We start from the raw sequence: 23,705 nt of genomic DNA, 5'->3' as shown, positions 1-23,705 counted from the left end.
TGCTATGCGTTGTACCCATATCCGTAGTAGCCTTCTCTCTTCCCTACCTTTTTGTTGTTGAGAACAACACCGAGCAGATTGGCTCCTGCCGCTTTTAACTGCTCTACTGCTTTGACAGCAGAATCCCGCTTCGTCTTGCTTGCATCCACCACCATGACACAGCCGTCCATTTCCCTCGCCAGCACCATTGCGTCGCTTACGATTAATGGCGGGCTGTCGACAATCACAAAATCATAGTTGTGGCGCAGATAGTCCATCAATTCCAAGAGCCGTGTCGTTCCGAGCATTTCCGCCGGATTATGCGGGATTGGCCCTGCCGTGATGATCGACAGCTCTGACACCCCTGACGGTTGAATAATATCTGCAATCTCGCACATATCCGAAAAGTAAGAACTGATTCCGTACAGATTCGGCATATCAAAGGTGAAATGTACCCGCGGATTGCGTAAGTCAAAATCAAGCAGCACCGTTTTTTTGTGATCCTTTGCCATCATCAAGGACAGGTTGGCAGCGGTGATCGTTTTTCCCTCAGAAGCCCCTGGACTGGTGACTAAAATCGTTTGCATCAGCTTGTCGCCCATGGAAAACTGAATGTTTAAGCGAAGGGTACGGTAGCCCTCTACCAGCGGAGACAGCGGCTCCCAATGGGCGATCAGCTTTTGGTAACGATCATCAGGCTTCTGCCTTCTCATACTCATTCCTCACTTCCTCCGCCTTAGGCTGGCGAAATGCCTTCCGCGTTTTTTTGTCAATTACCGCAATAGTTGCCAGTACAGGTAAGCCTAAATACTCCTCCACTTCTTTTTCCGATTGAAGTCGGGTATCCATCTGCACCAGCAAGAAGACGACGACCATAGACGTTGCCAACCCGAGGACAAAAGCAATCACCGAATTGAGGATCGGTTTTGGGCTCACTGGAATGGCCGCCGGATTGTTTCGGGCCTCTGCTAAAATATGCACGTTGTTCATGCTAAGCATTTTCACGACTTCTCCCTGAAAGGTCGTCGCGATTGTATTGGCGATGAGTACAGCTCTGCCCTGATCCGGATCTTCTACCGTAATGGAAATGACCTGTGAATCCTTGACTGGTTCCACCTTCGTTTGAAGCAGCAGATCCTCCATCGTAGCGCCGGCCCCTATCACTTCGAGCACGCGCTCCATCACCCGCGGACTTTCAATAATCACGCGATAGGTCTCAATCAATTTCAGATTGGAATCAATTTCCGCGACGGATAGCATGCTCTCTACGGTTGAATCCAGCGAGCGATTCACTAATATTTCCGTCTTAGCCTGATAAATCGGTGTCAGTAAATAGAAGCTCACGAGCGCTGTTCCGATGGTGCATAAAGAGGTAATCAAAAGGATCAGCTTCCATCGCTTCAACAACATCAGGAGTATTTCACGAAGATTAAGCTCCTCATTCATCCTGCTTCCCCCTTTGCCCCGCTATGCTGTCACTTCCTTCTTTCTGCAGTTGTACGGGAGGTTCGATTTGTTTTTGAAAAGTTGAAAGACTCTCGGTCAACCTCTCACGTTCTTGCGGACTGACGATATAGTAGTAGATTCCATTGATCATTTGACCCTTTCCTTCCAAACGAATCGTCTCGACGGAGGTAACTGCCGTGCTATAGCTTAGGGCAAGCTGTTTCATCACATCAAAGGTCATGTTCGTTTTCACGTATTTCCCCATCGTCGTAAGGACGTCATTCAATCGGGTAGGCGATGCAAGGGTTACACCTTTGTCCAGCAATGCCTTGATGATTTCCTGCTGTCTTTCGTTGCGCCCGAGGTCGCCTCTCGGATCTTCGTAGCGCATGCGAGCGTAGACCAAGGCTTGCTTCCCGTCTAGCTGGATGGGACCGATCGGAAAGGTGTAATCCGCATAAGTAAAGGCAAGCTTGTTGTTGACTTCCACTCCTCCCAGCGCATCGATCACACCCGCGAATCCTTCCATATTCGCGGTCACCACGTAATCAATGGGAAATTGAAGAAACTGCTCGACGGTGTCTACTGCCTGTTGCACGCCGCCGAATGCATAAGCGTGATTGATCTTATCTTGGCTACCTTTGTGAGCCATAGCTGTTCGCGTATCACGCGGTATGCTGATGAGCAACGCAGATTTCGTTTTCGGGTTGACGGAGAGTACGAGGATGACATCAGAGCGCCCCTTGTCATTCTCTCGTTCATCAACGCCAAGAAGCAGCAGTGTGATCGGTTCTTTAGGCAAGATAGCGGAGTTCTCCCCTTCAACCGCTGGCGATGTCGTTGCTTCTTGGGAATTCATGGGCGGTGATTGCCTCACAGATGCTGGTTCAGTCGCTACAGATATCTCGATAGATTTCTGCGTGCGGACAGGGAGGTACATTTTGCTGGCCGTTTCTTTTAACGACAGATAGACGTACACACCATAACCACTCAAACTGATGAGACAAATCAATCCTCCCCATACAAGCAGCCGCTTCCACTTTATCGTGGCGATCTTTTCCTTCCATTTGCTGACGCTCATCCGATCGCCACTTGATAAGGGACTGGCGTAGACTCTTCCTTCACGTAAGAAGTGGATTGATAGCCTGGAACGATCCCTTGCAAAATCTCAATGATGGATTGTTTGTCCTCCATCGTCGCTCCCTTGTCTGCAATTTGCTCCAACCGGGCGATCCCTGCCAAGAGCTCATTCCAGGAAAAATCGAGCGGCTTCCCTATGAAGATGCGATTATGGCAAGTAGACGACAAGCCTTCTTCCTCCGTCAAAATTTCTTCGTACAGCTTCTCTCCCGAACGAACTCCCGTGAATACAACCGGAATATCCTTCCCGGGCTCCAAGCCTGCCAAGCGAATCAGGTCGAGGGCCATATCGACAATTTTGACCGGTTTCCCCATATCGAGGATGAATATCTCCCCTCCCTGAGCGAGTGCTCCCGCCTGGATGACGAGCTGGGCAGCCTCAGGAATGGTCATAAAGAATCTCTCCATATCTGGATGTGTAATGGTAATCGGTCCACCTGCCCGGATTTGATTAAGAAAAACGGGAACGACACTTCCCCTGCTCCCCAAGACATTTCCAAAACGAACAGCTGCAAACCGGGTAAGTCCGAAATGGTTATAACCCTGGATCAGAAGCTCAGCAATCCTTTTCGTGGCACCCATCACACTGGTTGGATTCACTGCCTTGTCCGTCGAGATCAGGATGAAATGAGAGACGCTGGTTTCCAGCGCGCATTCCGCAACGTTTTTCGTACCCAGAATGTTATTCTTCAATGCCTCACACGGGTTGTTCTCCATTAACGGTACATGCTTGTGGGCTGCGGCATGAAAAACAACGGCGGGACGATACTCATGCATTATCGAAGCAATTCTTTGTCTGTCACGAATATCTGCAATCAGGCTGACCGTCTCCTGCTCAGGAAACAAACGCGAGAGCTCTAGGCTCATTTCAAAAATGCCGTTCTCTTCGTTCCCTAAGAGAAGAAGTTTCCTCGGACCAAATCTAGCTATTTGTCTGCAAAGCTCGGACCCAATCGAGCCGCCCGCTCCTGTCACAAGTACGACTTGCTGCCGCAAGTACCCCGTAATCTCTTCCAGATTGACCTGAACAGGCTCCCTTCCCAATAAATCCTCCAACGCTACATCCCGAATCATGTTCATCGTGATTTTTCCGCTGATGATGTCTGCTACGTGCGGCAAAATTTTGACACTCGCTCTCGTCGTTTTGCAAATGTCGAAAATCTCCTTAATCGTCTGCCGGGATGCGGATGGCATAGCAATCACGATGTCTGATATGGAAAGTCGTTGCACGACGCGGGCGATATCAGCCCGATTCCCTACAACCGGCAGGCCGTACACGCGCAGATTTTGTTTGCTGGGCTCATCATCGATAAAGGCCACTGGACGCAGCTCCGACAAAGGCGAGGTTTTCATCTCTCTGGCTACGAGCACACCTGCACTACCTGCCCCGATAATTAATGTGCGCCTGCGATCCTGTGTTCTTTTCTCCCGCTCTTCATACCACCACTTCCATACAAACCGAGAGCCTGTGATCCCGAGCAAAACAAAGGCCAGCGTCATGAGAAAGAGTGAGGTGGGAAATCGGATGGACCAACCAAACAGGTACGTCATCTTCAGTACCAGGTAGAGAGCCAAAACGGAAAAGCTCGTGGCTAAAATGATCGAGACCAGTTCGCGAACACTGACATAGCGGAAAACAGGTCGATAGAGTTGAGCGAAGTGCATACCTGTCACGACGAACAGTACGTGGCCAATCATCAAATCCATAGGGTGATATTCGCTTATCGCTGTGAAAGAAAAATCAAATCGAACCAGGCAGGCCAACCAGACAGCCAAGCTGATAATTCCTGCATCCGATAAGCTTAACCAGAATCTTCTCTTCCGGTAGCTCATATTCATCCGCTCCAGGTGATCGTTATTCAAACAATGGTCATCATAAACGCCACAGGCTAATTTCTGCCGGGCATGTTTCTCGATTTAGCACACTTTTCACATCTGCGATGACACCTTGCCCCTGATACAAGAGTCCGGCAAGCTCCTCCCATCCCAGGTGCAGATATCGCTCATGAGGTACGGCCAATACGATTCCGTGGGCAGGCTGCAGGTCTTCCCACTCTCGCAATTGAATGCCGTATTCCTCTCTCGTCCGCTCTGGACAAGCCAATTCATCTGTCACTTGGACCTCTACTCCGAACTCCTTTAGTTCCTGAATAATGTCGATGACCCGACTATTGCGAATGTCCGACACGTTTTCTTTAAAGGTGATGCCCATGATCGTAATTCGCGAGCCTTGAATCGCAATATTTTGCCAGATCATTTGCTTCACGAGTGAGGTCGCGACGAACTTGCCCATACCGTCATTGATCCGTCGTCCTGCCAGTATGACCTGGGGATGATAACCAACACTCTCCGCCTTGTATGTCAAATAGTACGGATCGACACCAATGCAATGACCACCGACGAGTCCTGGAGAGAACGGAAGGAAGTTCCATTTTGTTCGAGCGGCCTGGAGCACATCTACCGTAGAAATGCCCAAGCGGTCAAAAATAATCGAGAGTTCATTGATCAAGGCGATATTGATGTCGCGTTGCGTGTTCTCAATCACCTTGGCTGCCTCAGCCACCTGAATCGAGGATGCTTTGTGAATACCCGCCTCTACAATCACCCCATACATCTCGGCAATCGTTTCACACGTCTGGCGATCTTGCCCTGAGACGACCTTGACGATCTGGGACAATCCCCGTTCCCGATCCCCCGGATTAATTCGTTCAGGTGAGTAGCCGACGAAAAAATCAATCCCCGCCAGCTTTCCAGACGCTTGTTCCAATACAGGAATACAAATTTCTTCTGTTGCCCCTGGATAAACTGTCGATTCATAGACGACGATGGTCCCTGAAGTCAGATGTTGCCCAACGCTTTCAGACGCGAGAATGAGTGCCCGCATATCGGGCCGTTTCGCAGAATCGACAGGAGTGGGCACCGTTATAATGATAAAATCACACGCTGCGAGACTCGCGGGGTCATCTGTATACGTGATGTTGGCTCGCTTTAGCTCATCTGTAGACATCTCTCCCGTTTCATCCATTCCTCTTTCCAGACTGCGTATGCGTCTTTCGTCTATGTCAAAACCCACCACTGGAAGCACTTGGCCAAAAGCAATCGCGACAGGCAGTCCTACATATCCAAGACCTACTACTCCCACTTTTTTACGCATGGGCGACACCATAATAGCTGACGTACCAGTCTACAAAGCGAGATATCCCCACATCGACTGGTGTTTTCGGGCGAAAGCCTGTCGCCTCATACAGAGCTTCCACTGACGCATAGGTAGCAGGAACATCCCCCGGCTGGATGGGCAAATAGTCGCGAACAGCCTTTTTACCCAGCTTCTCTTCCAGAATCGAGAGAAACGTAAGCAAATCGATCGGCTGGTGATTCCCGATGTTGAACACCTCATGCGGCGCCTTATCCCCCTCCCTTCGGGGAATTCGATTCATCAGTCGCAGCATCCCTTCGACGATATCGTCCACATACGTAAAGTCCCTTGTCATGTTGCCGTAGTTGAAAATGCGGACAGGCTCTCCCGACAAAATCGCCTTAGTAAACGTATAGAGCGCCATATCGGGTCGGCCCCAAGGCCCATATACCGTAAAGAAGCGAAGTCCCGTCGCAGGCAAGCCGTATAAATGACTATAGGTATAGGCCATCAGTTCATTGGCTTTTTTCGTTGCTGCGTACAAGCTGACCGGCTCATCTACGGGATCGTACTCCGCAAATGGTAGCTTTGTATTGCCTCCGTAGACGGAGCTTGAGGATGCGTAGAGCAAATGCTTGACTCTCGACCGTCGGCATCCTTCCAAAATGTGCAGAAACCCGGTGATATTGGAAGTCGTATAGGCATGAGGATTTTCCAAACTGTACCTGACGCCCGCTTGAGCGGCCAAGTGAATGACAATCTCCGGCTCCATTTCTCGGAACAACTCGTCCATTTTGCTCTGATCTGCAATATCCGCTTTGAAAAAACGAAATGATGGATACGCTTGGAGGATTTCCAGTCGTTTGCTCTTCAAGACCGGGTCGTAATACTCATTGCAATTATCTACCCCCCACACCGTCTGTCCTTGTTCCAAAAGCCGTCGTGCTACATGAAAACCGATAAAACCAGCTGCGCCTGTCACCAAAATCGACATACTATCCACCTCTTTGCTTATTCATACGGAGGTTCTAGGACAAATATGCCAGTGGTTGCCCAAAGTTTATGGAACACATTTTTATGTCGTCCATGCCCTTTTTACTAAATGGTTGTCAACATTTGAGAAATGGTTGAATGAAATGAAAAGAAGACAATCTTGTCTACCCATTTTTTGGAGGAGAATGCTTTTATGTGGATTGATGTAAAAACGTACGGAGCAAAGGGGGATGGAGTGACCGACGATACCCAAGCAATCCAGGTTGCCTTGACTGCTGCTCTGAACCTGCAAATTCCATTATTTTTCCCTGCTGGCACCTATATAATTGAGCCAAATAGCCTGGAGGCCGTCCTAGGAGCAGGAAAAAGCCTAGTGATGCAGGGAATCGGTCCTTTTTCCGTATTAAAAAGGAAAGCCAATTCAACTGCCGCAGATTGGCGGTGGCTGTTCTCGATTACATCCACGGGTGGTGATGCTGATTCCTTCGTGGTCACCAACTTAAAGATTGATTCCAATGCAAGAGCAAACCCGCTGCCTCCCGATCCTTACGATTACGAGCATAGCGCCGATTTCTACATTCGTGGTGCCGGTCCTAGCAGCTATATCAATTACGTAGCGCTACAACAAGTATGGTGTACGGATGGAATCGCCGACCATTTTTACTTTGCCGGGGAAACGAACTGCTATGTCCGCTCTGTGCAAGTTACCGATTTTTACAGCGACAACCGCAAGAGAACACGCTCAGATATTACAGTGACAGGTGGACTGGAACGTCTGAATGCAGCGAATGTAGCGTGTGATCGTTTTGAGGTCGAACTCAATGAAGGGTACGACGGAGCCACACCCATGTTCGTAAACCTGAGCAATGTCTCTTGCCGTCAACAGCTCGACTTGGAGGGAGATCTGTCCTCCCCGATGGTCGTGCAAGGTAGTCACCTTGTTTCGCTCGCCAGCTTCAGTCTCACTGGCATGACAGGCTGTATCAGCTCCTCGGTTTTTTATACGGCACCTGATCAGAAAAATCGGGTGAACTTTATGAAAAACATGACCTTCAGCAACTGTCGCTGGGTATTGCATACGACAGCACAAGGAAGTACAAAGACGGTTGGTACCGGTCTGACCGTGGATTATTCGGATGTAGGTCTTGTATTTGATGGCTGTAGCTTCGAGGCCAATGATACGGCGACTTCCATCGGCGGCTACGCCTTGAGCTTGGAGCCATGGGATGTGCTCGCCGAGAGACAAGTTACCGTGAGAAACTGTTCGTTTGACCCTCGGCTGACCCAAAACATTTCGTTGAACCGCTGCGGAAATGTTTCCCTCATAAACAACCGTTATTCCGGTTCTGATCACGCCATCATGCTCTTCGGCACCGGAACGTACCCATTGGTAGTCACCGTGGATGGAGGCGACTTCAGCCAGGTTACTGGAAAAATGTTTTATCACAAGTCTTCGGATAAAATAACCCTCTCCATGAAAAACCTCCCTGTTCCTGTTTCCCTCACTAGCGGCTACAAATCCGAAAACTCTACCTTTATCCCCACTGTTTCTATCAACGAACGTGTGGTGTATGTCGCAGCAGCCCCCAGTGCCTCCGTCAAATACGGCGGTCTCAAAGGCGATACACTACGCTTGATCACTCCTGTAAACAATCAACCGTGCGAATGGATTGCGACTACGACAAATAAGACTGCCTGCACCTGGCTAGCGACCAAAACGGCCAAAAGCTAAGGGAAATGAAAAACATCCATCTTGCCCCTCGTTGTGGGATAGATGGATGTTTGTTATTAGGCAATACGCTCCAAATCCGGATTGTACCGTTTCACATAGGTATAAATTTCTTCCCCGAGCAATTGCGTTCTCACTAGCTCATCTACCTGTTCCTTCAGATGCTGGGTGAGTTGATTGGTTCCATTTTCGATGCGTCTTTTGGCAGCCTCTGGGAGTGTCAATACATGCGGTACGAGCAATTGCAGGTACCAAACGCCCTTTTCTTCCTCGGAGACATCGATCTCCAGTTCCATGTCTGAACTGTCGAAATCGTACAGCTGGTTAAAGAGCGACTCTTTTTTTTCCAACGTCATTGCGGCAATGTCGATTTTTTCCACGCTCAAATAATACTCTTCATTGAACAAGACTATTTTGTCGTCAATCTCCTGATACTTTTTCGCCAGCGGATTCATCGTCATCGATCCTTTCCATCTCACATCTATCCTATAGCATACTACCTTACTGAATATTTAGGCAACTCGTCCGTGTAGAAAGGGCCTTGCTCCATGCAAGACCCTCGTTTTTACAGGAGTGTCGATCCCTCTACTACGGCTTGTGCGTCCTCCTTGGAAATAAGGACAGCGCGAGCCTTACCGCCGCTTTGTCCTGCGACGTACCCATCTGCCTCCATCATTTCGATGAGACGGGCAGCACGGTTATATCCGACGCGGAAACGGCGTTGCAATCCAGATGCAGAAGCTTGTCCCTGATCAGCCACGAACACGAGTGCTTCCAGATACAACGGGTCATCTCCGCTGTCAAACGATGCAACCTGCTGATCCAAATCTTCTTTGCTGAAAATGTACGCAGGCTTTCTTTGCTTTTTGATCATGTGCGTGATTCGCTCGATCTCGTCATCCGAAACGAAGTTCCCTTGCAGACGAACCGGAGTCGTGCCGCTCTCAAGGAACAGCATGTCCCCTCTCCCCAACAGTCGTTCTGCCCCAGATTGATCGAGAATCGTACGCGAGTCAACTTGGGAGAACACAGCAAAAGCAAGACGAGTCGGTACGTTTGCCTTGATGTTTCCGGTAATGACATCCACAGATGGGCGCTGTGTCGCCAAGAGCAAATGAATACCGCAAGCACGTGCCTTCTGAGCGATCCGGATAATGCAATCCTCCACATCTTGCGGCGAGACCATCATCAAGTCAGCCAACTCATCAATGACGATCACGATATAAGGCAGCTGATCATCTGTCGTCTGATTGTAGCGGTCAATATCGCGAACACCCGCCTCTACGAATAGCGTATAGCGCTTCTCCATTTCTTCCACGGCCCACTTGAGAGAAGCCGTTGCCTGCTTGGCCTCCGTCACGACAGGCGTAACCAGATGCGGCAAATGATTGTAAGGGGCGAGCTCTACCATTTTCGGATCGATCAAGAGCAATCGCACCTGCTCAGGAGTCGCCTTGTACAGCAGACTGACGATGATAGAGTTAATGCAGACACTTTTACCCGAGCCTGTCGAGCCGGCAATCAAACCGTGCGGCATCTTTTTAATATCCGCAATAATCGGCTCTCCACCAATGTCCATACCGAGTGCGACCGCCAGAGGAGATGAATGCTCCTGAAACTTGTCTGAGCTGATAATCTTCTCGATTAATACAGGCTGGCTGGACATATTCGGGACTTCGATTCCGATGGCATTGCGTCCTGGAATCGGTGCCTCGATGCGAATATCTTTGGCAGCCAAATTCAACTTGATATCGTCAACCAATCCCGTAATCTTGTTCACTTTTACGCCGGGAGCCGGTTGCAACTCAAAGCGTGTCACGGATGGGCCTTTGACAATCCCTACTACCTGAGCACTGACATTGAAATTCGCGAGCGTCTCTTCCAATAACAGCTTTTGAATTTGAGTATGCTCATCGTCGTCATCACTGACCGGTGGGCTCGGATTCAGCAGTCCCAAATCCGGCAAGGCGTATGGCGGCTGTGCTGACTCTGCTCCTTGGTCAGCTTCATTGGACGAGTCTTTTACTGGAGCTGACGCAGGCTGCTTCGTCATGGATACCTGAGACAGGTTTACGGGCTGTGCAGCGGATGTAGCAGGGACAGGGACTGCTACGGATTCTGCAACAGTTTCTGCAACTGGTTCAACAATCGGTTCCATAATTGGTTCTACAATCGGTTGAGCAATGGATACAGGCTCAGTTGGTTCTGTTTGCTCTGGCGTAACTTCGGAAACCGAACCCACATCTGCTGAACTGAGCTCCTGTGGTGAATCTACTTCTGCTCTTTCTAGCAATCTGCTGATAGCAGATGTATAGGCAGGCTCTTCGACACCATCGCTCTCTAGCTCCGTTTCGACTTCTCTATATTCCTCCCCAACAGAAGGAGACTGCACGTTATCGTCGTCATTCTCGCTCTCTACCTGCACAACCTCACTGAGTGTAGTGATCAGTCTATGCTCTGCTTCCTCATCGGCTAGTCGCTCTTCCATCGTTTGAGAGTAGTCTGTCGGTTCTTGTTGCCTAATAGACTCCGATTCCTTCTCTTCGAAATTCTCACTCGGCATTGATTCTGCAAGTTCTATCTCTTCAGTTTGTGCCTCTTCTACCTCATTCTCTTCAGCTACAGTCTCTTCGACTTTTGGCTCAAAAGCATCAGAGTCAGAATCAGAATCTTCCAGATCCGTAGCTTGCGATTCCGTATCCATCATTTGTCCTTCTATTTCTTCTGCTACCGTCTCTTCCATTTGTATGGAAGCAGCAACCTCTCGTTCTGAATCAAGAGCTTCTGCCACAGCAGACTCCGAAGCAGTCTCTTCTCTTTCGTTATGTACAGATTCATCTCCAACAACAACATGCTGCGGTTCATTTTGCTCAAAAGAAGCAGTCTCTTGCTCCTCTGGAAAATACCGCTCGCTTATCTCTTGTTCCCACTGCTTCATCTGCTGCAAATGCTCTTCTTGCTCCAGACGCGGATAAATGATTCCCGCAGTCGTATGGATTCGATGCTCTGCCTCGCGCGTCGCCGAGGTTATCTTCCCATAAACAGGGGAAACGATTTCAGACGGCTGGTAGGCACGCTTTTCCTCAGTAGAATAAACGGGTCTCGTTACTTTTTCCGCTTCTTTTTGTGGCGTACGGTTTGGACGCTGCGGTATCTCAATGTTGTTCTTAACAAGTTCAGGTTTCTTTTTCTCGAAAACAGGCTCTGCCTTTGTTTCCAGCACACGTTCATTTGCTGGCCGCACCGTTTCACGCTTGGGCTCGAATCGCTCACGAGGTGCCTGCTGGCGACTGCGTTCATTCGATTCGGCAGGATTTACGCTATGATTACGCTTCTTCTCCAAATAGTTATCCGGGACAACTGGAAAACGAAATTGACGCTCTCTTCTTTCACGCACATTGTCTTCTATATCTCGATTGTTTACCCGTTCTTTTGGGTATATACTTTTTGTTTTCGCCTGAGGCTGACGGGGAGCGGGATTACCTGTTGGGTTACCGGTACCTGCTGGACGACCTGCTTCTTCTATTTCTTCTTCTCTTTCTCCCTGAAAAAAGTTCATCAGCTTTTGAAGCCACGACCACATGTTGCAACGCCCTTTCTTCACTAACCATCTTTTCCCCTTCATCTTACCACGAAAATGGGGCAGAATTAGCTGGATTGTGATTTTTTTCCGTTTTTGCGAAACCTTTTCTCTATTTGTGCGTAGAAGAAGAGGGGAATAAAAAAATAATATACATAGGGGAGGAACACATCATGTGGAAAAAAGGAAGCGCCCTTCTGGTAGCAGGTACAGTATTGCTGACCGGTTGTGCTGGCGAGGCATCCTTGGTGCGTGATTCTATCGTAGCGACCATTGACAAGCCAAACTATGATTTTGAAGGCTCCTTGAAGCTGACAGGCGACGTTGAGAAATTGCCTGAAGCATTCGGAGAAACGGCTGACAAAGAAAGTACGGCGTTGTTGTCTGCTTTGAAAGCAGGCGTAACAGTAAAAGGCTCCCAGCTGGATCTGGACACTGTGAAGTTTGAAGTAGAAGTAAAAGACGACAAGCTCCTGCGCGACAACAAGCTCTGGACAGGTGACAAAAAAGCATCTGTGGAAACGATCGTTGACGAAGATAAAGTCTACGTGAAGTCTCCGCTGGACAGCAAATACTTGGTAATCGATTCGAGCGCATCCAATCCTTTCATGGCTGAGCTTGGCGGCTCCGATGCTGCTAACGCTGCGAAGCTGAAAGACTACCAAGACAAAATGAACGACCTTACTTTCAACTTTGTTAAAAAGTATGTAAGTAAATATGGCTATACATTGACAGACGCGAAAAACCATGGCAAACAATCCGTTACATTGCCAAACGGTGAAAAAGTAGAAGCGACTCATGTAACTGTAAAAATCGACGCAAAAGAACTGGTGAAAATGTTCTTCTTCACAGCTAACGATGCAGTAGCTAGCAAAGATGTGAAAGATTTTGCGATCGATATGATGGTACTGACCACTTCCATGACAGAAGATCTGTATCCGGAAATGGGCGCGAAAACTACAGAAGCTGAGAAGCGCGCAAATGCAGAAGCAATGATCAACGAGAGCATGGCTGAAGCGAAAAAATGGCTGGATGAAACAGGTAAAACATACACACCTGAAAAAATCGTAGAAGAAATGAAAAAAGAAGGCTTCCACAAGCTCGCTTGGAACCTCGACTTCTACATCGACAGCAACAAAATGCCTGTGAAACAAACAAGCGATCTGAGCGTAACTTTCCAAGCTCCAGAAATGAAGCAAGCTGTAACAATCGGTCTGGCTGCTGATCAATATGCATACAACTTCGGAAAAGCAACCAAGTTCAATGCCCCAGCAAAAGATGCTGGTCTGACTGTAGAACAGCTGGTGAAAGATGAAAAAGCAATCAACAGCTTTAGCGACAAAGGCTTTGTTCGTCCAATCGCTGAAAGCATGGTTGATCAACAAAAATGGATGGAAGAAATGGCTGAGGATCTGGAAGCTGAAGAAGCAGCGACCACTACGAAGTAATATTTTTCCTCACGAAGAAAGCACGGCGCCTCTCGCGTCGTGCTTTTTTCCGTATCCATAAAACTAGAGAATTTGGTGCTCTTCCAGATATGTAAGGACAATCTGGACAGATTCTTCAATCGTCTGCTTGTCGCTCTCAATGACCAGTTCCGCTTGAAGAGGCGCTTCATACGGTGCTGAAATCCCCGTAAACTGACCAATCTCTCCGCTTCTCGCTTTTTGGTATAGGCCCTTCACATCCCGGCGCTCACACTCATCCAATGAACATTTTACATATACCTCGATGAATTCTCCCGCCTCTACCAGATTACGTGCAAGCTCCCGGTCTTCCCGATAGGGAGAGATAAATGCCGTCAAGGTAATCACGCCTGCATCTACGAACAGCTTCGCGACCTCGCCAATTCGGCGAATATTTTCCCGTCTATCCTCTGTCCCAAACCCCAGTCCGCGGTTTAAGCCGTGACGTATATTGTCACCATCCAGTACGTAACTGGCTAGCCCTCTTTGATGCAGTTCGTGTTCGACTGCATTGGCCAACGTCGATTTGCCAGCACCAGACAGCCCCGTAAACCATAAGACGCAGCTTTTGTGGCCTGCACGCTTCTGACGGTCTTGTTTGGTTACAGTCGTCGGATGCCATACGATATTCGCGGTGCCCTCTCTACTCATCGTCTCTCCCCTCTCTTACAACTGCTTTCGTCTAGCCGATTATACGGACACCGGTCGCAGCCCTTCGATCAATACCTGCGCAACCTCAGGACGGCTAAATTGAGGTGGCGGAGCCTCCCCGCGCGCCAGCATTTCCCTCACCTTTGTCCCGGACAGCGCGACATGGTGCTCACTATCATGCGGGCATGTTTTGGTAGAGGCCATGTTTTCGCAGCTCATGCAATAAAAGCTGTTCTCGAAAAATAACGGCGTAATCCTTAGCTCTTCTGGCTGGAACTGGCGGAAAATATGCTGGGCATCGTACGTCCCGTAGTAGTTGCCAACACCCGCGTGGTCCCGGCCTACAATAAAATGAGTGCAGCCGTAATTCTTCCTCACCAATGCGTGAAAAATCGCTTCCCTCGGTCCCGCGTAACGCATGGCAGCCGGGAACACGGCCAACTCTACCCGGGTAGCCGGATAGTATTTTTCCAGCAATACCTGATAACTGTTCATCCGCACATCAGCAGGGATGTCATCTGCCTTCGTTTCGCCCACGAGAGGATTCAAAAAGAGACCGTCGACGATTTCGAGAGCTGATTTCTGGATGTATTCATGCGCGCGGTGGACTGGGTTGCGTGTCTGAAAGCCAACAATCGTTTTCCAGCCCTTCTCGGCAAATCTTTCTCTCGTTTGTGCCGGATCGAAATGATAGCGGGCAAAGCGACCTTTTTCGGTGCGCTTTACCAACGTAATTGGGCCAGCCAAATAAACGGCGGGACGCTCCAGCAGCTTTTTCACCCCAGGATGATTCGTATCATCGGTACCATAGACGAGCCGAGCTTCTCGCTCCTTGTCAGGTGAATAAATATCGGTGATCGCAAGAATGCCATAGACCGAACCTTGATGGCTCAACCGCACCTTGTCTCCGATCTGCAAGGCTCCTGCGACAGTGGTCGAGACCGGAAGCGTGATCGGAATGCTCCAAACGGTACCATCTGCCAGTCGCATCTGCTCTACGACAGAAATATAATCCGCCCGATTCAAAAACCCCTCAAGCGGACTGTAGCCCCCAATCCCGATTAACTCCAGATCTGCGAGTGCAAATGCATCTATCTCTACCTCATGCGTAGTCACCGACAGGTCTGCCTGTGGATCAAAACGGTTTACTAGCTCTCCCCCGCGAGGTTTCCCTCTCATACAAAAGCCCTCCTATCCTTGGTTTGTTCTTCTCTTTCTCGTTACCTTGCGAGATGTAGGCCACATTCCGTTTTCCCTGCTTGCGCCCAGCGCCCTGCTCTCGAATCCTCGCCCTCTTTTACAGAACGAGTACAAGGAGCACAGCCGATGCTCGGATAGCTCTGGTCGTGAAGGGGGTTGTACGGCAATTCAAATGCCCGAATGTACTGCCATACTTCCTCCGACTTCCAATGAATGAGCGGGCAAATTTTTAGTGACTGGAATTTTTCATCGCGATTAACAAACTCGACATCCGCTCTCGTGGCAGACTGCTCTCTGCGTAGTCCTGACATCCATGCAACCGCTCCGGTCAGCACATTTTCCATCGGCTGTACTTTGCGGATATGGCAGCACATATCCGGCTGCCTGCTCCACAATTCTTCGCCATGGAGGTCTGCCTGCTGTGCCAGCGTGATGTCCGGCTGCTTGACCGTTATCCGCAATGCGGGATACCTTACTCTCACCTGCTCAATCAAGCTGTACGTCTCGGAAAAGTGGAGATTGGTATCCAAAAAAGTGACCTTGGCATCCTTTTTCACATCGCTGATCATATCGAGCAGCACCATGGCCTCGGCCCCAAAGCTACAAGAATAAATCAAATCATCTGAAAACGTTTTGTAGGCCCATTTGATTACATCTATGGTGTCGCCCTTTGCGAGACTATTATTGATGGAAGCGAGTTGTTCCTCTGTAGCTGACGCATAATTCAGCTGGCTCATGTGCCCCCTCCTTGATCATTCAGCGTACGATCCTTCCTGCGAACCAGTCGTCGACAAGACAAGCCTCTGCCCACGCTTGGCATCGTCGCGCCACGCCATGAGCTCATTTACATGGATTGCGTTATCTGCATGGCTGCTCACGGATTGCCAGCCCATTTCTCTCGCTGCATCTGCTGTTTCCTTACCGACACATACGATCGGTGTCTTTGACCAAGCATCGCCAGCGAATTGCGCCAGAGCTGACAGCGCATGGGCGTCATCCGTCGCTAGCCAGTCAAATGACAATCCTACCTCTTTCGCACCGAGGTGCTTCTCATCCCATTCCACCGTGCCCGCTTGGATCACTTGAATCACCTTACCGTGATCCAGCGAGATTCGTTGTGGCTTCCTTGCCCCTACGTATAGCACCTGCTCTTCTTTTTCCAAGGCAAGCAGGTCGGGCAATGCCGGCAGTGATGTGTTATCATCCAGCACCAAGTCCGGATATATCCCCCATTTCTCGAAAGCCTTGGAAGGCCGTTGTCCACAAACAGCCAGTTTGCTCGTCAAGCGTCGTACATCATAGCGCTGTTGTCGCAAGGCAGAAGTAAAAAAGGATACTTGCTGCTCATCCTCGAAGACGAGCCAACGATAAGCGGCAAGCTCGGTCAATGGTGTGTCAAACGCGCAGCGTTCGATCAAAGGAATCGGCATGACTTCGGCGCCCAACTGCTCCAAGGCAATCACGAGCTCGCTACTTCCTTCATCGCTTGCTCTTCTTGCAACGGCTACTCGCTGTCCGAACAAGGGGCGTGATTCGTACCAATTCAGTGATTCCCGCAGGCGGACAACCTCACCTACGATAATGATAGCGGGTGCAGCAAAACGAGCCTGCTCGACTTCCTTATCTATCGTTCCAAGCTTGCCGATCAACGTCTCCTGCTCTCTCACCGTCCCCCAGCGCACGAGAGCAACGGGCGTATGAGCGTCTTTTCCATGCGCAAGAAGGCGCTCCCTGATGCGAGGCAGATTTTTCACACCCATGTAGATGACCAATGTTTCCATCGAAGCGAGGGCAGCCCAGTCTGGTTCCTTTCCCGCATTTTTTTCACAAAAGTGACCGGTGACAAAAGCGACGGAAGAGTTGTAGTCACGATGCGTCAGCGGAATACCCGCATAGAGCGGAGCCGCCATCCCGGAAGTAATCCCTGGGACGATTTCAAACGGAATAGAATGGTCGCGACACATCTGCGCTTCCTCTCCTACCCGCCCGAACATGCTCGGATCTCCGCCTTTCAGTCGAACGACGTATTTCCCTTTTTGAGCTTCCCGGATGAGCAGAAGGTTGATCTCCTCTTGCGGCAATGTATGATGATCGGCCTCTTTCCCGCAATAGATGAGGGTGGCTCCCTTTTTTGCGTACGAGAGAAGCTGCGGGCTTGCTAGGCGATCGTACACAATCACATCCGCTAGACGAAGCGACTCCATGCCGCGAATCGTCAGCAGCTTTGGGTCACCAGGCCCTGCTCCGACAAAAACAACTCTGCCTGTGCTCATTACGAAATCCGTCCTCCTTGCTGCTTTGTTCCTTCACAGGAAGAGTCGTGGCTGTATTTAAGCAAACGTGGAGGTTTCCACGACGTACCCGACTCCTTGGCGTCCGAGCGGCTTCTTTTCCACCAGGCTCAACTCTTTGATATGAGGCGGCGCTATCGTATGCCGCAAGAGATTGTTCTCGGCTGAAGAAAAGGCTCGCTCATCCGTTTGGGCGATCACCACAACTGTCAGTAACCGCCCTTTCTCTAGCACGGCTTCCAGCTTGTAAAGGTAGCTCTCTGCTTTTTCCTCTCCCATGACATGTCCCCCTAACCTGGCTATACCCGCACAAGCATTACGCTGGTTGCAGAATGGCGTCAACCTGTGCTTGGATATGGGAAAGTCCTACCCGCTCTACGTAGCGCCAGTATGGTTCGCCTTCCTGACGATCTGCCTTGTACAGCGTGATCAATTGGGCAAGGAACGGACCGAGTCTGTCCACAGTAATCCGCGCGTTGAGCTTGCGGTTGAATTGCGGCTCCTCCAGTGTCCCACCTACGTAGATGTCAAACGCCTCTACCATCCCGTTCGATGTCTTGACCAATGCGCCTTGCAGGCCGATATCCGCAATTTGTCGCTGACCGCAAGAATTCGGGCAACCAATCATATGAATGCGCAGCGGCGTTTCGAGAACGACCGTATCATCCAAATAGTGAGCCAGCGAACGCATCCGCTCCTTGGTTTCCACGATAGCCAGATTGCAATATTCCGTACCTGTGCACGATACGGCATACCCGACAAACGTATTGGGCTGCAATTTGAAACGCTTCACAATCATCGGCTCATTGCGGAAAGCTGCGACCTTCGCTTCGGGAATGTTGCGTATCAGGACATTTTGCGTGTTACAGGTGCCAATCGTTCCATCTCCATATTCGTCTGCCAGACGGGCAAGTTCATTTAGCTCCCCTGCATTCATCCGTCCAACGGGAACAGACAAGCCTGCGTAATATAGTCCTGCTTGGCGCTGCTCGTGAATGCCGTAAAAATATCCACCATTCCAGCCCGAGGTTAAATCGATACCACCCGGCTCAAGCTCGCCAACCAGCTCCATTAATTGCTCCTTGAACTTTTCCGGTCCCCAGTCAGCGACCAAGAACTTAAGACGTGCATGCGTACGTTTTTGACGGTAGCCGAAATCGCGGAACAGAGTCGTAACTCCTGCCGCTACTTTGACGACTTCTTCTGGTCGCACGAACACATCCAGTTGCTTCGCCAAGTATGGCTTCGCTGACAAGCCGCCACCTACCCATACATGAAAGCCGATTACTTCCTCGCCAGCCATGGCTTTTTTGGCCGGAGTGAAAGCCAGGTCGTTGATTTGCGCATGCGCGGCGTTATGGATATTAGCAGAAACCGATATTTTATACTTGCGTGGCAGATTGGAGAAATCACGATTGAGCAAGAAAAATTTTTCCAACTCCGCTACAATGGGACGCGTATCTAGCACTTCATGCGGATCAATTCCTGCCAGTGGGTTCCCCATGATTTGCCGCGGGCAGTCTCCACATGCTTCAAAAGAGGATAGTCCCGCTGATGCGAGCCGATCAAAAATGTCAGCGAGCGATTCTACCGTGAGCCAGTGAAATTGCACGGCCTGACGTGTGGTCACATCCACCAGATCACGTCCATAATCTTCCGCGATGTTGGCGAGCACCCGAGCTTGTTCACTGTTCAAAATGCCTCCAGGTATGCGCACGCGCATCATGAAGTGGCCGTCCTTTGGTCGCTGCTGATAAACGCCTGCCCATTTAAATCGATCCATATCAGAAGATTCAATCGATGCGAAGCCTTCTTTGGAATAGATGTTTACGATTGCTTCGATGACATCCAGTCCGTCTTTTTCCAGCTTCGTAAACTCCATTTTGTTGAGGGATGGATCAGCAGCCCACTTCCACTGCTTTCTCTCTGCCATGCTCGTACATGCTCCTTTGTGTGAAGATGTCAGTTACCAATGCCATTCGAATCGATTGGCTCATCCAGTCCGCAATCAGTGGGTGGGGCAAGTACGCACTGCCCTCATAGCAATAAGCCAAGCCCGCAAGCCGTTTCGGGATTGCTTGTCGCGTGAAGTAGCCCTGGCTGACGAACAGAGGAAGCACGAGGACGTCCCCTTTTTGTGCCAGTGAACAAGCTTGATCGTACAGTGTATCGGGCCTCAGTGTCGCATATCCGGCAGCGGCAAATTGGTAGCGGTTTTGCAAGCGGAATGTCAGACGCAAGAGCAGCTTTTCCCAGCGCTCATGACATCCAGGCAAGTCACTGCCGTGCCCGACGAGCAACAAAGCCTCCTGACTAGGCAAGCGTGATAGACTTGCGATTCGCTCTGCCACGATCTGCTCGACGTTTCCGTGATCCTCCAATGGCGGACACCAGAGAATTCTTGCCTGAACCGGAACACGAATCAGCTCTGTCTCCCCTGTCGGCCATGGGTCTAGTCCAAGCATCGCGCGGATTTCCCCTACGTGATTGCTTCCTGCTGTAGCGAATAGCGGAACGACGACAATTGTTGTCGCTCCTGATGCTTCCAGACGTTTCACTTCATCGCTGATGCTTCGTCCTTCCACTCCTCCCAAGTAAGCTACCCGAATTGGCAAATCAGTGCGGCACTGCCAAACGGCTGATTCCACCAATGCCAACCAGTCAGGATCGGGTGAACCGTGAGCAATTACCAAAACCGCCGTTTTCGCCATCGGATAATCCCCTTATCCAAACTTATTTTGTAATTCATATATATTTACTCGGAATTATAATTGGGATGGATTGCTCCGTCAATAACAAAATCTTTTGAATGGTAAAAACAACAGCCACCCGATTTCGCGGATGGCTGTTGTTTCTAATCGTATCTTCTTAAATTATGGCTCCTCTCATCAAATGGAGAAGTGAAAGTAGCGACGAACCGTTTCCTCAATCTCGTGTTCTTCCAGTTTTTGTTTTGTTTTCTCTTTGCCGTCGACGATAATCAACGTGTTTCCCAACAGGGTGATACGCCCATTTTCCGTCACTCTCGAAAGGAAATACATCTTATTGAACATGGATTCAGGAGATGTTTCCGTTAGGACACAAATGGGATGGATGTTCTCAAAATTCCATTTATGGGAAGGTGTCTCAAATCGATATTGAGTTTCCCACTCCTCATCAGTCTTCTTTTGCAAATAGTAAAGGGATTGGGTTTCATCCTTATATACGCGGTAAATTCCATCACTATCAACAACTTCACCGCCACTCATTGGAACAGGAAGCCGTGGCGAATTACCGCCCATGCCTACATCCACCAAGTATTCCTCGTTATCTAGCGATATGATGTTGAATAAATGAGCGTTCTCAAGAGCCCAGACTCCATTTCCTACATAGACGGTTCCTGCCATCAGATAAGGCGCAAATCCCAGTTCTTTTAGCAGAAAATAAAATATTCCGTTTAACTCATAGCACACGCCACCCTTTTTGGCATGGACAATTTTTTGATATAGGTCTTCTTCATGCAAAGACAGAGGTTTTTTTGCAAGAATATCAAGATTTTCAAAGTGAACATGGAGGACATGCTGTTTTTGGAGATGGGACAAGTAATCGAGACTCAGCTCACTTCTTTTTTCAGCCTCAATATGTTCTAAATATTTTTGTGTATCCATGATATTATCCACCTCTTTTTATACTTAATCATTTATAATGTTTCTGTTTACGTTTTTATTATAAAGTTGATCATCAATAAATAAAAATATATAATTCATTATCATATTAATAACACTGAATATATCAATATAAGGTGGAAATGTACTATGGAATTACTTCAACTCAAGTACTTTCAGACAGTCGCCCGTACGGAACATATGACAAAAGCGGCACAGGAACTCCGTATAGCCCAACCAGCTTTAAGTGTTACCATCGCTCGCTTGGAGGAAGAATTAGGAGTCCCCTTATTTGATCGGATTGGGCGACAAATCCGCTTGAATGTTTTTGGACAAGCTTTTCTCAAAAAGGTGGATATCGCTCTTGGGGCATTAGAAGATGGGAAACGCGAAATTTCAGACCTAGCTGGATTGGAACGTGGAAGTGTTTTGTTAGCTACGACAACCTTGAATCGGGTATCTGAATTACTGGCACCTTTTCTATCCTTATATCCTCACATCAGCTTTCGCATCACCCAAGCAACTACAGACGAATTGAAGGTTCAACTGCTCGAAAAAGGTGAAATCGACTTTTGCCTCGCTACTTCCTCGATTGATCGGCCGGGAATCTGTAATCTGCCCTTATTGACAGAAGAGATCGTACTGGCAGTGCCAAGTGCGCATCGTCTCGCAGGCCGCCAGCGTATCCACCTCAGTGAAGTAGCAAATGATCCGTTCATTAGTCTAAAACCGGGCTACAGCTTCCGCGAAATCACCGATGATTTCTGTCGAGAGGCTGGTTTTCTACCCAATATCGTATGTGAAGGGGACGAACCTGCAGCCATCAGCGGCTTGGTACGCACTGGCCTTGGTGTTGCATTTTTACCAATCGCCGCCAAAAAGGAATTGCCACCGCTTACGCTCCTTCATATTGAGGAGCCTGTTTGCCAATGGACTCCTCATTTGGTTTGGCATGAAAAGCACTACTTGTCACTTGCTGCACAGACCTTTCGTGAATTTGTTGTACAGCATTACGCTCAAGCAAAACAGTAATCACAACAAAAAAGCTGTCAGGCCAATACCTGACAGCTCTCCCCTTATTCCTCACTCTTTTTCCTCGTTCGACGATACAACAAATCCATACTTTCTTTGAGCGTCTCATACTCGTGCTCGGTCAAGTTTTCGATCTGTTGGATATTTGCGATCGCCTGCTTTTTGATCTCTTCGGTCAAGCGATCTTTCTCATCCGGGCTTTTGCTTTCATGTGTCTCTGTCCAATGCGTAGCAAAATTCGCCGTCAAAGCTCCTAGCATTCCGATCCCCGTTATCATCAAGATCGTCGCCATGATTCTTCCTCCCGCCGTCACGGGCGAAATATCACCGTAGCCGACTGTCGTGGTTGTCACAATCGACCACCACAACGCATCCGGGAAGCTTTTGATGTTCTCGTTTACACCGTATTCGAGCAAATAAATAGCAGTCGAACTCCACAGCATGATGATCGTGACGACACCAACTACTTGACGCATCGGGCCTGATCGAATGATTCCCAACAAAAACGGCGAAGCACGCACGATGCGCACCAGCCGAAGCACGCGCATGATTCTGGCTAAATACAAATAAGAGTCCAATGGAATCATTGCGATCAGATCGAACCAGTTGGCAAAAACGAATTTTCGCTTGTCTTTCGCCCTCCATAACCGGAACAAATACTCGACAATCAGCAAGATGATCAGCCCAGTGTCTACCTTGTCCATTAGTTCATCAGTCAACAGCGGATGATTAGAGAAGTCTGCGAACAACAGGATCGCATACGTAATCACTAGCATAATGATAAAAATCTCATACATGACGCGCCAGAACAAAAAGACTCCTCCCCGTGCTCATAAGTGCGTGTTCAAAATATGATCTGTTCTGCATCGAAAAAGAGGCGAAAACCTGAAGCGGGAGGAGCCAAATGTAGAGAGCCTACACGAGCACCAGACTTCGAAGGTGAACGCCTCTTTCCATGCTTAGTAGCTGATCAGCGCAGCCATCAACAAGCCCGCTGCAATACTCAACCGCGAAGCGAAAATACCGACGGCTACGTTCCCGTTCGGAATTTCAGACACGACTTTAAATGGTGTGACCCATTCGAACAAATAAAAAACAATGACTTGAAATACCATTCCTACAATACCCCAGATGACCAAATCCCACAAGTTAACGGAGTGGTATACAGCCGAAGCGAGAACGATTGCCAAACCGATAATTTTACCTCCCAAATCGTGCGAGGCTGCTTTTGCCGCTGCCATTTTCTTCGGATCGTCAGTCTGTGCCCCCTGCTTGATCAGATCAAATTCTTTGTAAGGAGTCGTGATTGTAAACACAAAAATTCCCACAGCCAATATCGGAATGGTTACTGCCAAATACGCCAAAAAATTCAATACGTAATCCAATTGTCCCAACATGTAAAATGTCCTCTCCTTTCG

General features: G+C 49.1%; 21 protein-coding genes. 3 read left to right on the top strand and 18 right to left on the bottom strand.

The genetic code is table 11. The features are described from left to right. Window positions 1-2 precede the first annotated feature (2 nt). From HP399_RS09485 to HP399_RS09460, 6 genes are read right to left on the bottom strand one after another with little or no spacing between them, the layout of a single operon-like run. Complete coding sequence (locus HP399_RS09485) at window positions 3-698, bottom strand: CpsD/CapB family tyrosine-protein kinase (RefSeq protein WP_173618559.1); 696 nt, start codon at window positions 696-698, stop codon at window positions 3-5. Next, window positions 673-1,425, bottom strand: coding sequence for a YveK family protein (locus HP399_RS09480; protein ID WP_173618560.1), 753 nt, complete (start codon window positions 1,423-1,425; stop codon window positions 673-675). The genes HP399_RS09485 and HP399_RS09480 overlap by 26 nt, the downstream gene beginning before the upstream one ends. Further along, entirely contained in the window at window positions 1,418-2,506 is a 1,089-nt protein-coding gene (locus tag HP399_RS09475) for an LCP family glycopolymer transferase (RefSeq protein WP_173618561.1), read from the bottom strand. The genes HP399_RS09480 and HP399_RS09475 overlap by 8 nt, the downstream gene beginning before the upstream one ends. Then, window positions 2,503-4,398, bottom strand: a complete 1,896-nt coding sequence (locus tag HP399_RS09470) for a polysaccharide biosynthesis protein (RefSeq protein WP_173618562.1) — start codon at window positions 4,396-4,398, stop codon at window positions 2,503-2,505. The genes HP399_RS09475 and HP399_RS09470 overlap by 4 nt, the downstream gene beginning before the upstream one ends. A gap of 40 nt (window positions 4,399-4,438) precedes the next feature. After that, on the bottom strand, window positions 4,439-5,719 hold the full coding sequence (locus HP399_RS09465; protein ID WP_228088488.1) for a nucleotide sugar dehydrogenase: 1,281 nt from the start codon (window positions 5,717-5,719) through the stop codon (window positions 4,439-4,441). Continuing rightward, window positions 5,712-6,695, bottom strand: a complete 984-nt coding sequence (locus tag HP399_RS09460; RefSeq protein WP_173618564.1) for an NAD-dependent epimerase — start codon at window positions 6,693-6,695, stop codon at window positions 5,712-5,714. The genes HP399_RS09465 and HP399_RS09460 overlap by 8 nt, the downstream gene beginning before the upstream one ends. Window positions 6,696-6,887: 192 nt before the next feature. On the opposite strand from HP399_RS09460, the gene HP399_RS09455 reads away from it, so the two are divergent. Beyond that, window positions 6,888-8,426, top strand: coding sequence for a glycosyl hydrolase family 28-related protein (locus HP399_RS09455; RefSeq protein WP_173618565.1), 1,539 nt, complete (start codon window positions 6,888-6,890; stop codon window positions 8,424-8,426). Between the two features lie 56 nt (window positions 8,427-8,482). Here HP399_RS09455 and HP399_RS09450 read toward each other — a convergent pair whose 3' ends face one another. Together HP399_RS09450 and HP399_RS09445 are read right to left on the bottom strand one after the other, a co-directional pair. Continuing rightward, window positions 8,483-8,884, bottom strand: a complete 402-nt coding sequence (locus HP399_RS09450) for a hypothetical protein (protein WP_228088487.1) — start codon at window positions 8,882-8,884, stop codon at window positions 8,483-8,485. 104 nt (window positions 8,885-8,988) lie between these two features. Continuing rightward, window positions 8,989-12,006, bottom strand: coding sequence for a DNA translocase FtsK (locus HP399_RS09445; RefSeq protein WP_173618845.1), 3,018 nt, complete (start codon window positions 12,004-12,006; stop codon window positions 8,989-8,991). A gap of 170 nt (window positions 12,007-12,176) precedes the next feature. Between HP399_RS09445 and HP399_RS09440 the strand changes: the two genes are divergently transcribed. Continuing rightward, a complete protein-coding gene (locus tag HP399_RS09440) occupies window positions 12,177-13,451 on the top strand; it encodes a hypothetical protein (protein ID WP_173618566.1) in 1,275 nt (424 codons plus the stop codon). 63 nt (window positions 13,452-13,514) lie between these two features. On the opposite strand, the gene cysC is transcribed toward HP399_RS09440, so the two are convergent. From cysC to HP399_RS09400, 8 genes are all read right to left on the bottom strand, one after another. Continuing rightward, window positions 13,515-14,120 carry an adenylyl-sulfate kinase gene (cysC, locus tag HP399_RS09435; RefSeq protein WP_173618567.1) on the bottom strand — a complete coding sequence of 202 codons (606 nt, stop codon included), beginning with the start codon at window positions 14,118-14,120 and terminating at the stop codon, window positions 13,515-13,517. Between the two features lie 39 nt (window positions 14,121-14,159). Next, window positions 14,160-15,299, bottom strand: coding sequence for a sulfate adenylyltransferase (sat, locus tag HP399_RS09430; protein ID WP_173618568.1), 1,140 nt, complete (start codon window positions 15,297-15,299; stop codon window positions 14,160-14,162). Window positions 15,300-15,340: 41 nt separating this feature from the next. Next, window positions 15,341-16,057 (bottom strand): phosphoadenylyl-sulfate reductase, encoded by a 717-nt coding sequence (locus HP399_RS09425; protein ID WP_228088486.1) that lies wholly within the window; start codon window positions 16,055-16,057, stop codon window positions 15,341-15,343. A 15-nt stretch (window positions 16,058-16,072) separates the two neighbouring features. Continuing rightward, entirely contained in the window at window positions 16,073-17,593 is a 1,521-nt protein-coding gene (gene cobA, locus HP399_RS09420) for a uroporphyrinogen-III C-methyltransferase (RefSeq protein ID WP_173618569.1), read from the bottom strand. A gap of 57 nt (window positions 17,594-17,650) precedes the next feature. After that, window positions 17,651-17,890: a DUF3906 family protein gene (locus HP399_RS09415; RefSeq protein ID WP_173618570.1), complete on the bottom strand. Its 240-nt coding sequence runs from the start codon at window positions 17,888-17,890 to the stop codon at window positions 17,651-17,653. A gap of 37 nt (window positions 17,891-17,927) precedes the next feature. Next, complete coding sequence (locus HP399_RS09410; RefSeq protein ID WP_173618571.1) at window positions 17,928-19,544, bottom strand: nitrite/sulfite reductase; 1,617 nt, start codon at window positions 19,542-19,544, stop codon at window positions 17,928-17,930. Then, complete coding sequence (locus HP399_RS09405) at window positions 19,510-20,322, bottom strand: sirohydrochlorin chelatase (RefSeq protein ID WP_173618572.1); 813 nt, start codon at window positions 20,320-20,322, stop codon at window positions 19,510-19,512. Before HP399_RS09405 ends, HP399_RS09410 begins: the two co-directional genes overlap by 35 nt. Window positions 20,323-20,499: 177 nt before the next feature. Then, the gene (locus HP399_RS09400; protein ID WP_173618573.1) at window positions 20,500-21,258 is read right to left on the bottom strand and encodes an arylamine N-acetyltransferase family protein; all 759 of its coding nucleotides are present in this window, start codon (window positions 21,256-21,258) and stop codon (window positions 20,500-20,502) included. Window positions 21,259-21,405: 147 nt separating this feature from the next. On the opposite strand from HP399_RS09400, the gene HP399_RS09395 reads away from it, so the two are divergent. Beyond that, complete coding sequence (locus tag HP399_RS09395) at window positions 21,406-22,287, top strand: LysR family transcriptional regulator (RefSeq protein ID WP_173618574.1); 882 nt, start codon at window positions 21,406-21,408, stop codon at window positions 22,285-22,287. Window positions 22,288-22,331: 44 nt separating this feature from the next. On the opposite strand, the gene HP399_RS09390 is transcribed toward HP399_RS09395, so the two are convergent. Both HP399_RS09390 and HP399_RS09385 read right to left on the bottom strand, forming a co-directional pair. Further along, a complete protein-coding gene (locus tag HP399_RS09390; RefSeq protein ID WP_173618575.1) occupies window positions 22,332-23,099 on the bottom strand; it encodes a potassium channel family protein in 768 nt (255 codons plus the stop codon). Window positions 23,100-23,246: 147 nt separating this feature from the next. After that, window positions 23,247-23,684, bottom strand: coding sequence for a DUF350 domain-containing protein (locus HP399_RS09385; protein WP_017250553.1), 438 nt, complete (start codon window positions 23,682-23,684; stop codon window positions 23,247-23,249). Window positions 23,685-23,705: the final 21 nt, after the last annotated feature.

Source organism: Brevibacillus sp. DP1.3A (assembly GCF_013284245.2).
Classification (GTDB): Bacteria; Bacillota; Bacilli; order Brevibacillales; family Brevibacillaceae; genus Brevibacillus.
The sequence above is the reverse complement of the archived record's forward strand: the minus strand, read 5'-3'. Positions and strand labels throughout refer to the sequence as shown.

What these genes read in the sequence shown, in the direction of transcription:
- HP399_RS09410 (WP_173618571.1), bottom strand. Translation starts at nt 19,544, where the DNA reads ATGGCAGAGAGAAAGCAGTGGAAGTGGGCTGCTGATCCATCCCTCAAC.
- cysC (WP_173618567.1), bottom strand. Translation starts at nt 14,120, where the DNA reads ATGAGTAGAGAGGGCACCGCGAATATCGTATGGCATCCGACGACTGTA.
- HP399_RS09465 (WP_228088488.1), bottom strand. Translation starts at nt 5,719, where the DNA reads ATGCGTAAAAAAGTGGGAGTAGTAGGTCTTGGATATGTAGGACTGCCT.
- HP399_RS09460 (WP_173618564.1), bottom strand. Translation starts at nt 6,695, where the DNA reads ATGTCGATTTTGGTGACAGGCGCAGCTGGTTTTATCGGTTTTCATGTA.
- HP399_RS09405 (WP_173618572.1), bottom strand. Translation starts at nt 20,322, where the DNA reads ATGGCGAAAACGGCGGTTTTGGTAATTGCTCACGGTTCACCCGATCCT.
- sat (WP_173618568.1), bottom strand. Translation starts at nt 15,299, where the DNA reads ATGAGAGGGAAACCTCGCGGGGGAGAGCTAGTAAACCGTTTTGATCCA.
- cobA (WP_173618569.1), bottom strand. Translation starts at nt 17,593, where the DNA reads ATGAGCACAGGCAGAGTTGTTTTTGTCGGAGCAGGGCCTGGTGACCCA.
- HP399_RS09400 (WP_173618573.1), bottom strand. Translation starts at nt 21,258, where the DNA reads ATGGATACACAAAAATATTTAGAACATATTGAGGCTGAAAAAAGAAGT.
- HP399_RS09425 (WP_228088486.1), bottom strand. Translation starts at nt 16,057, where the DNA reads ATGAGCCAGCTGAATTATGCGTCAGCTACAGAGGAACAACTCGCTTCC.
- HP399_RS09415 (WP_173618570.1), bottom strand. Translation starts at nt 17,890, where the DNA reads ATGGGAGAGGAAAAAGCAGAGAGCTACCTTTACAAGCTGGAAGCCGTG.
- HP399_RS09450 (WP_228088487.1), bottom strand. Translation starts at nt 8,884, where the DNA reads ATGACGATGAATCCGCTGGCGAAAAAGTATCAGGAGATTGACGACAAA.
- HP399_RS09440 (WP_173618566.1), top strand. Translation starts at nt 12,177, where the DNA reads ATGTGGAAAAAAGGAAGCGCCCTTCTGGTAGCAGGTACAGTATTGCTG.
- HP399_RS09480 (WP_173618560.1), bottom strand. Translation starts at nt 1,425, where the DNA reads ATGAATGAGGAGCTTAATCTTCGTGAAATACTCCTGATGTTGTTGAAG.
- HP399_RS09385 (WP_017250553.1), bottom strand. Translation starts at nt 23,684, where the DNA reads ATGTTGGGACAATTGGATTACGTATTGAATTTTTTGGCGTATTTGGCA.
- HP399_RS09445 (WP_173618845.1), bottom strand. Translation starts at nt 12,006, where the DNA reads ATGTGGTCGTGGCTTCAAAAGCTGATGAACTTTTTTCAGGGAGAAAGA.
- HP399_RS09485 (WP_173618559.1), bottom strand. Translation starts at nt 698, where the DNA reads ATGAGTATGAGAAGGCAGAAGCCTGATGATCGTTACCAAAAGCTGATC.
- HP399_RS09470 (WP_173618562.1), bottom strand. Translation starts at nt 4,398, where the DNA reads ATGAGCTACCGGAAGAGAAGATTCTGGTTAAGCTTATCGGATGCAGGA.
- HP399_RS09475 (WP_173618561.1), bottom strand. Translation starts at nt 2,506, where the DNA reads ATGAGCGTCAGCAAATGGAAGGAAAAGATCGCCACGATAAAGTGGAAG.
- HP399_RS09455 (WP_173618565.1), top strand. Translation starts at nt 6,888, where the DNA reads ATGTGGATTGATGTAAAAACGTACGGAGCAAAGGGGGATGGAGTGACC.
- HP399_RS09395 (WP_173618574.1), top strand. Translation starts at nt 21,406, where the DNA reads ATGGAATTACTTCAACTCAAGTACTTTCAGACAGTCGCCCGTACGGAA.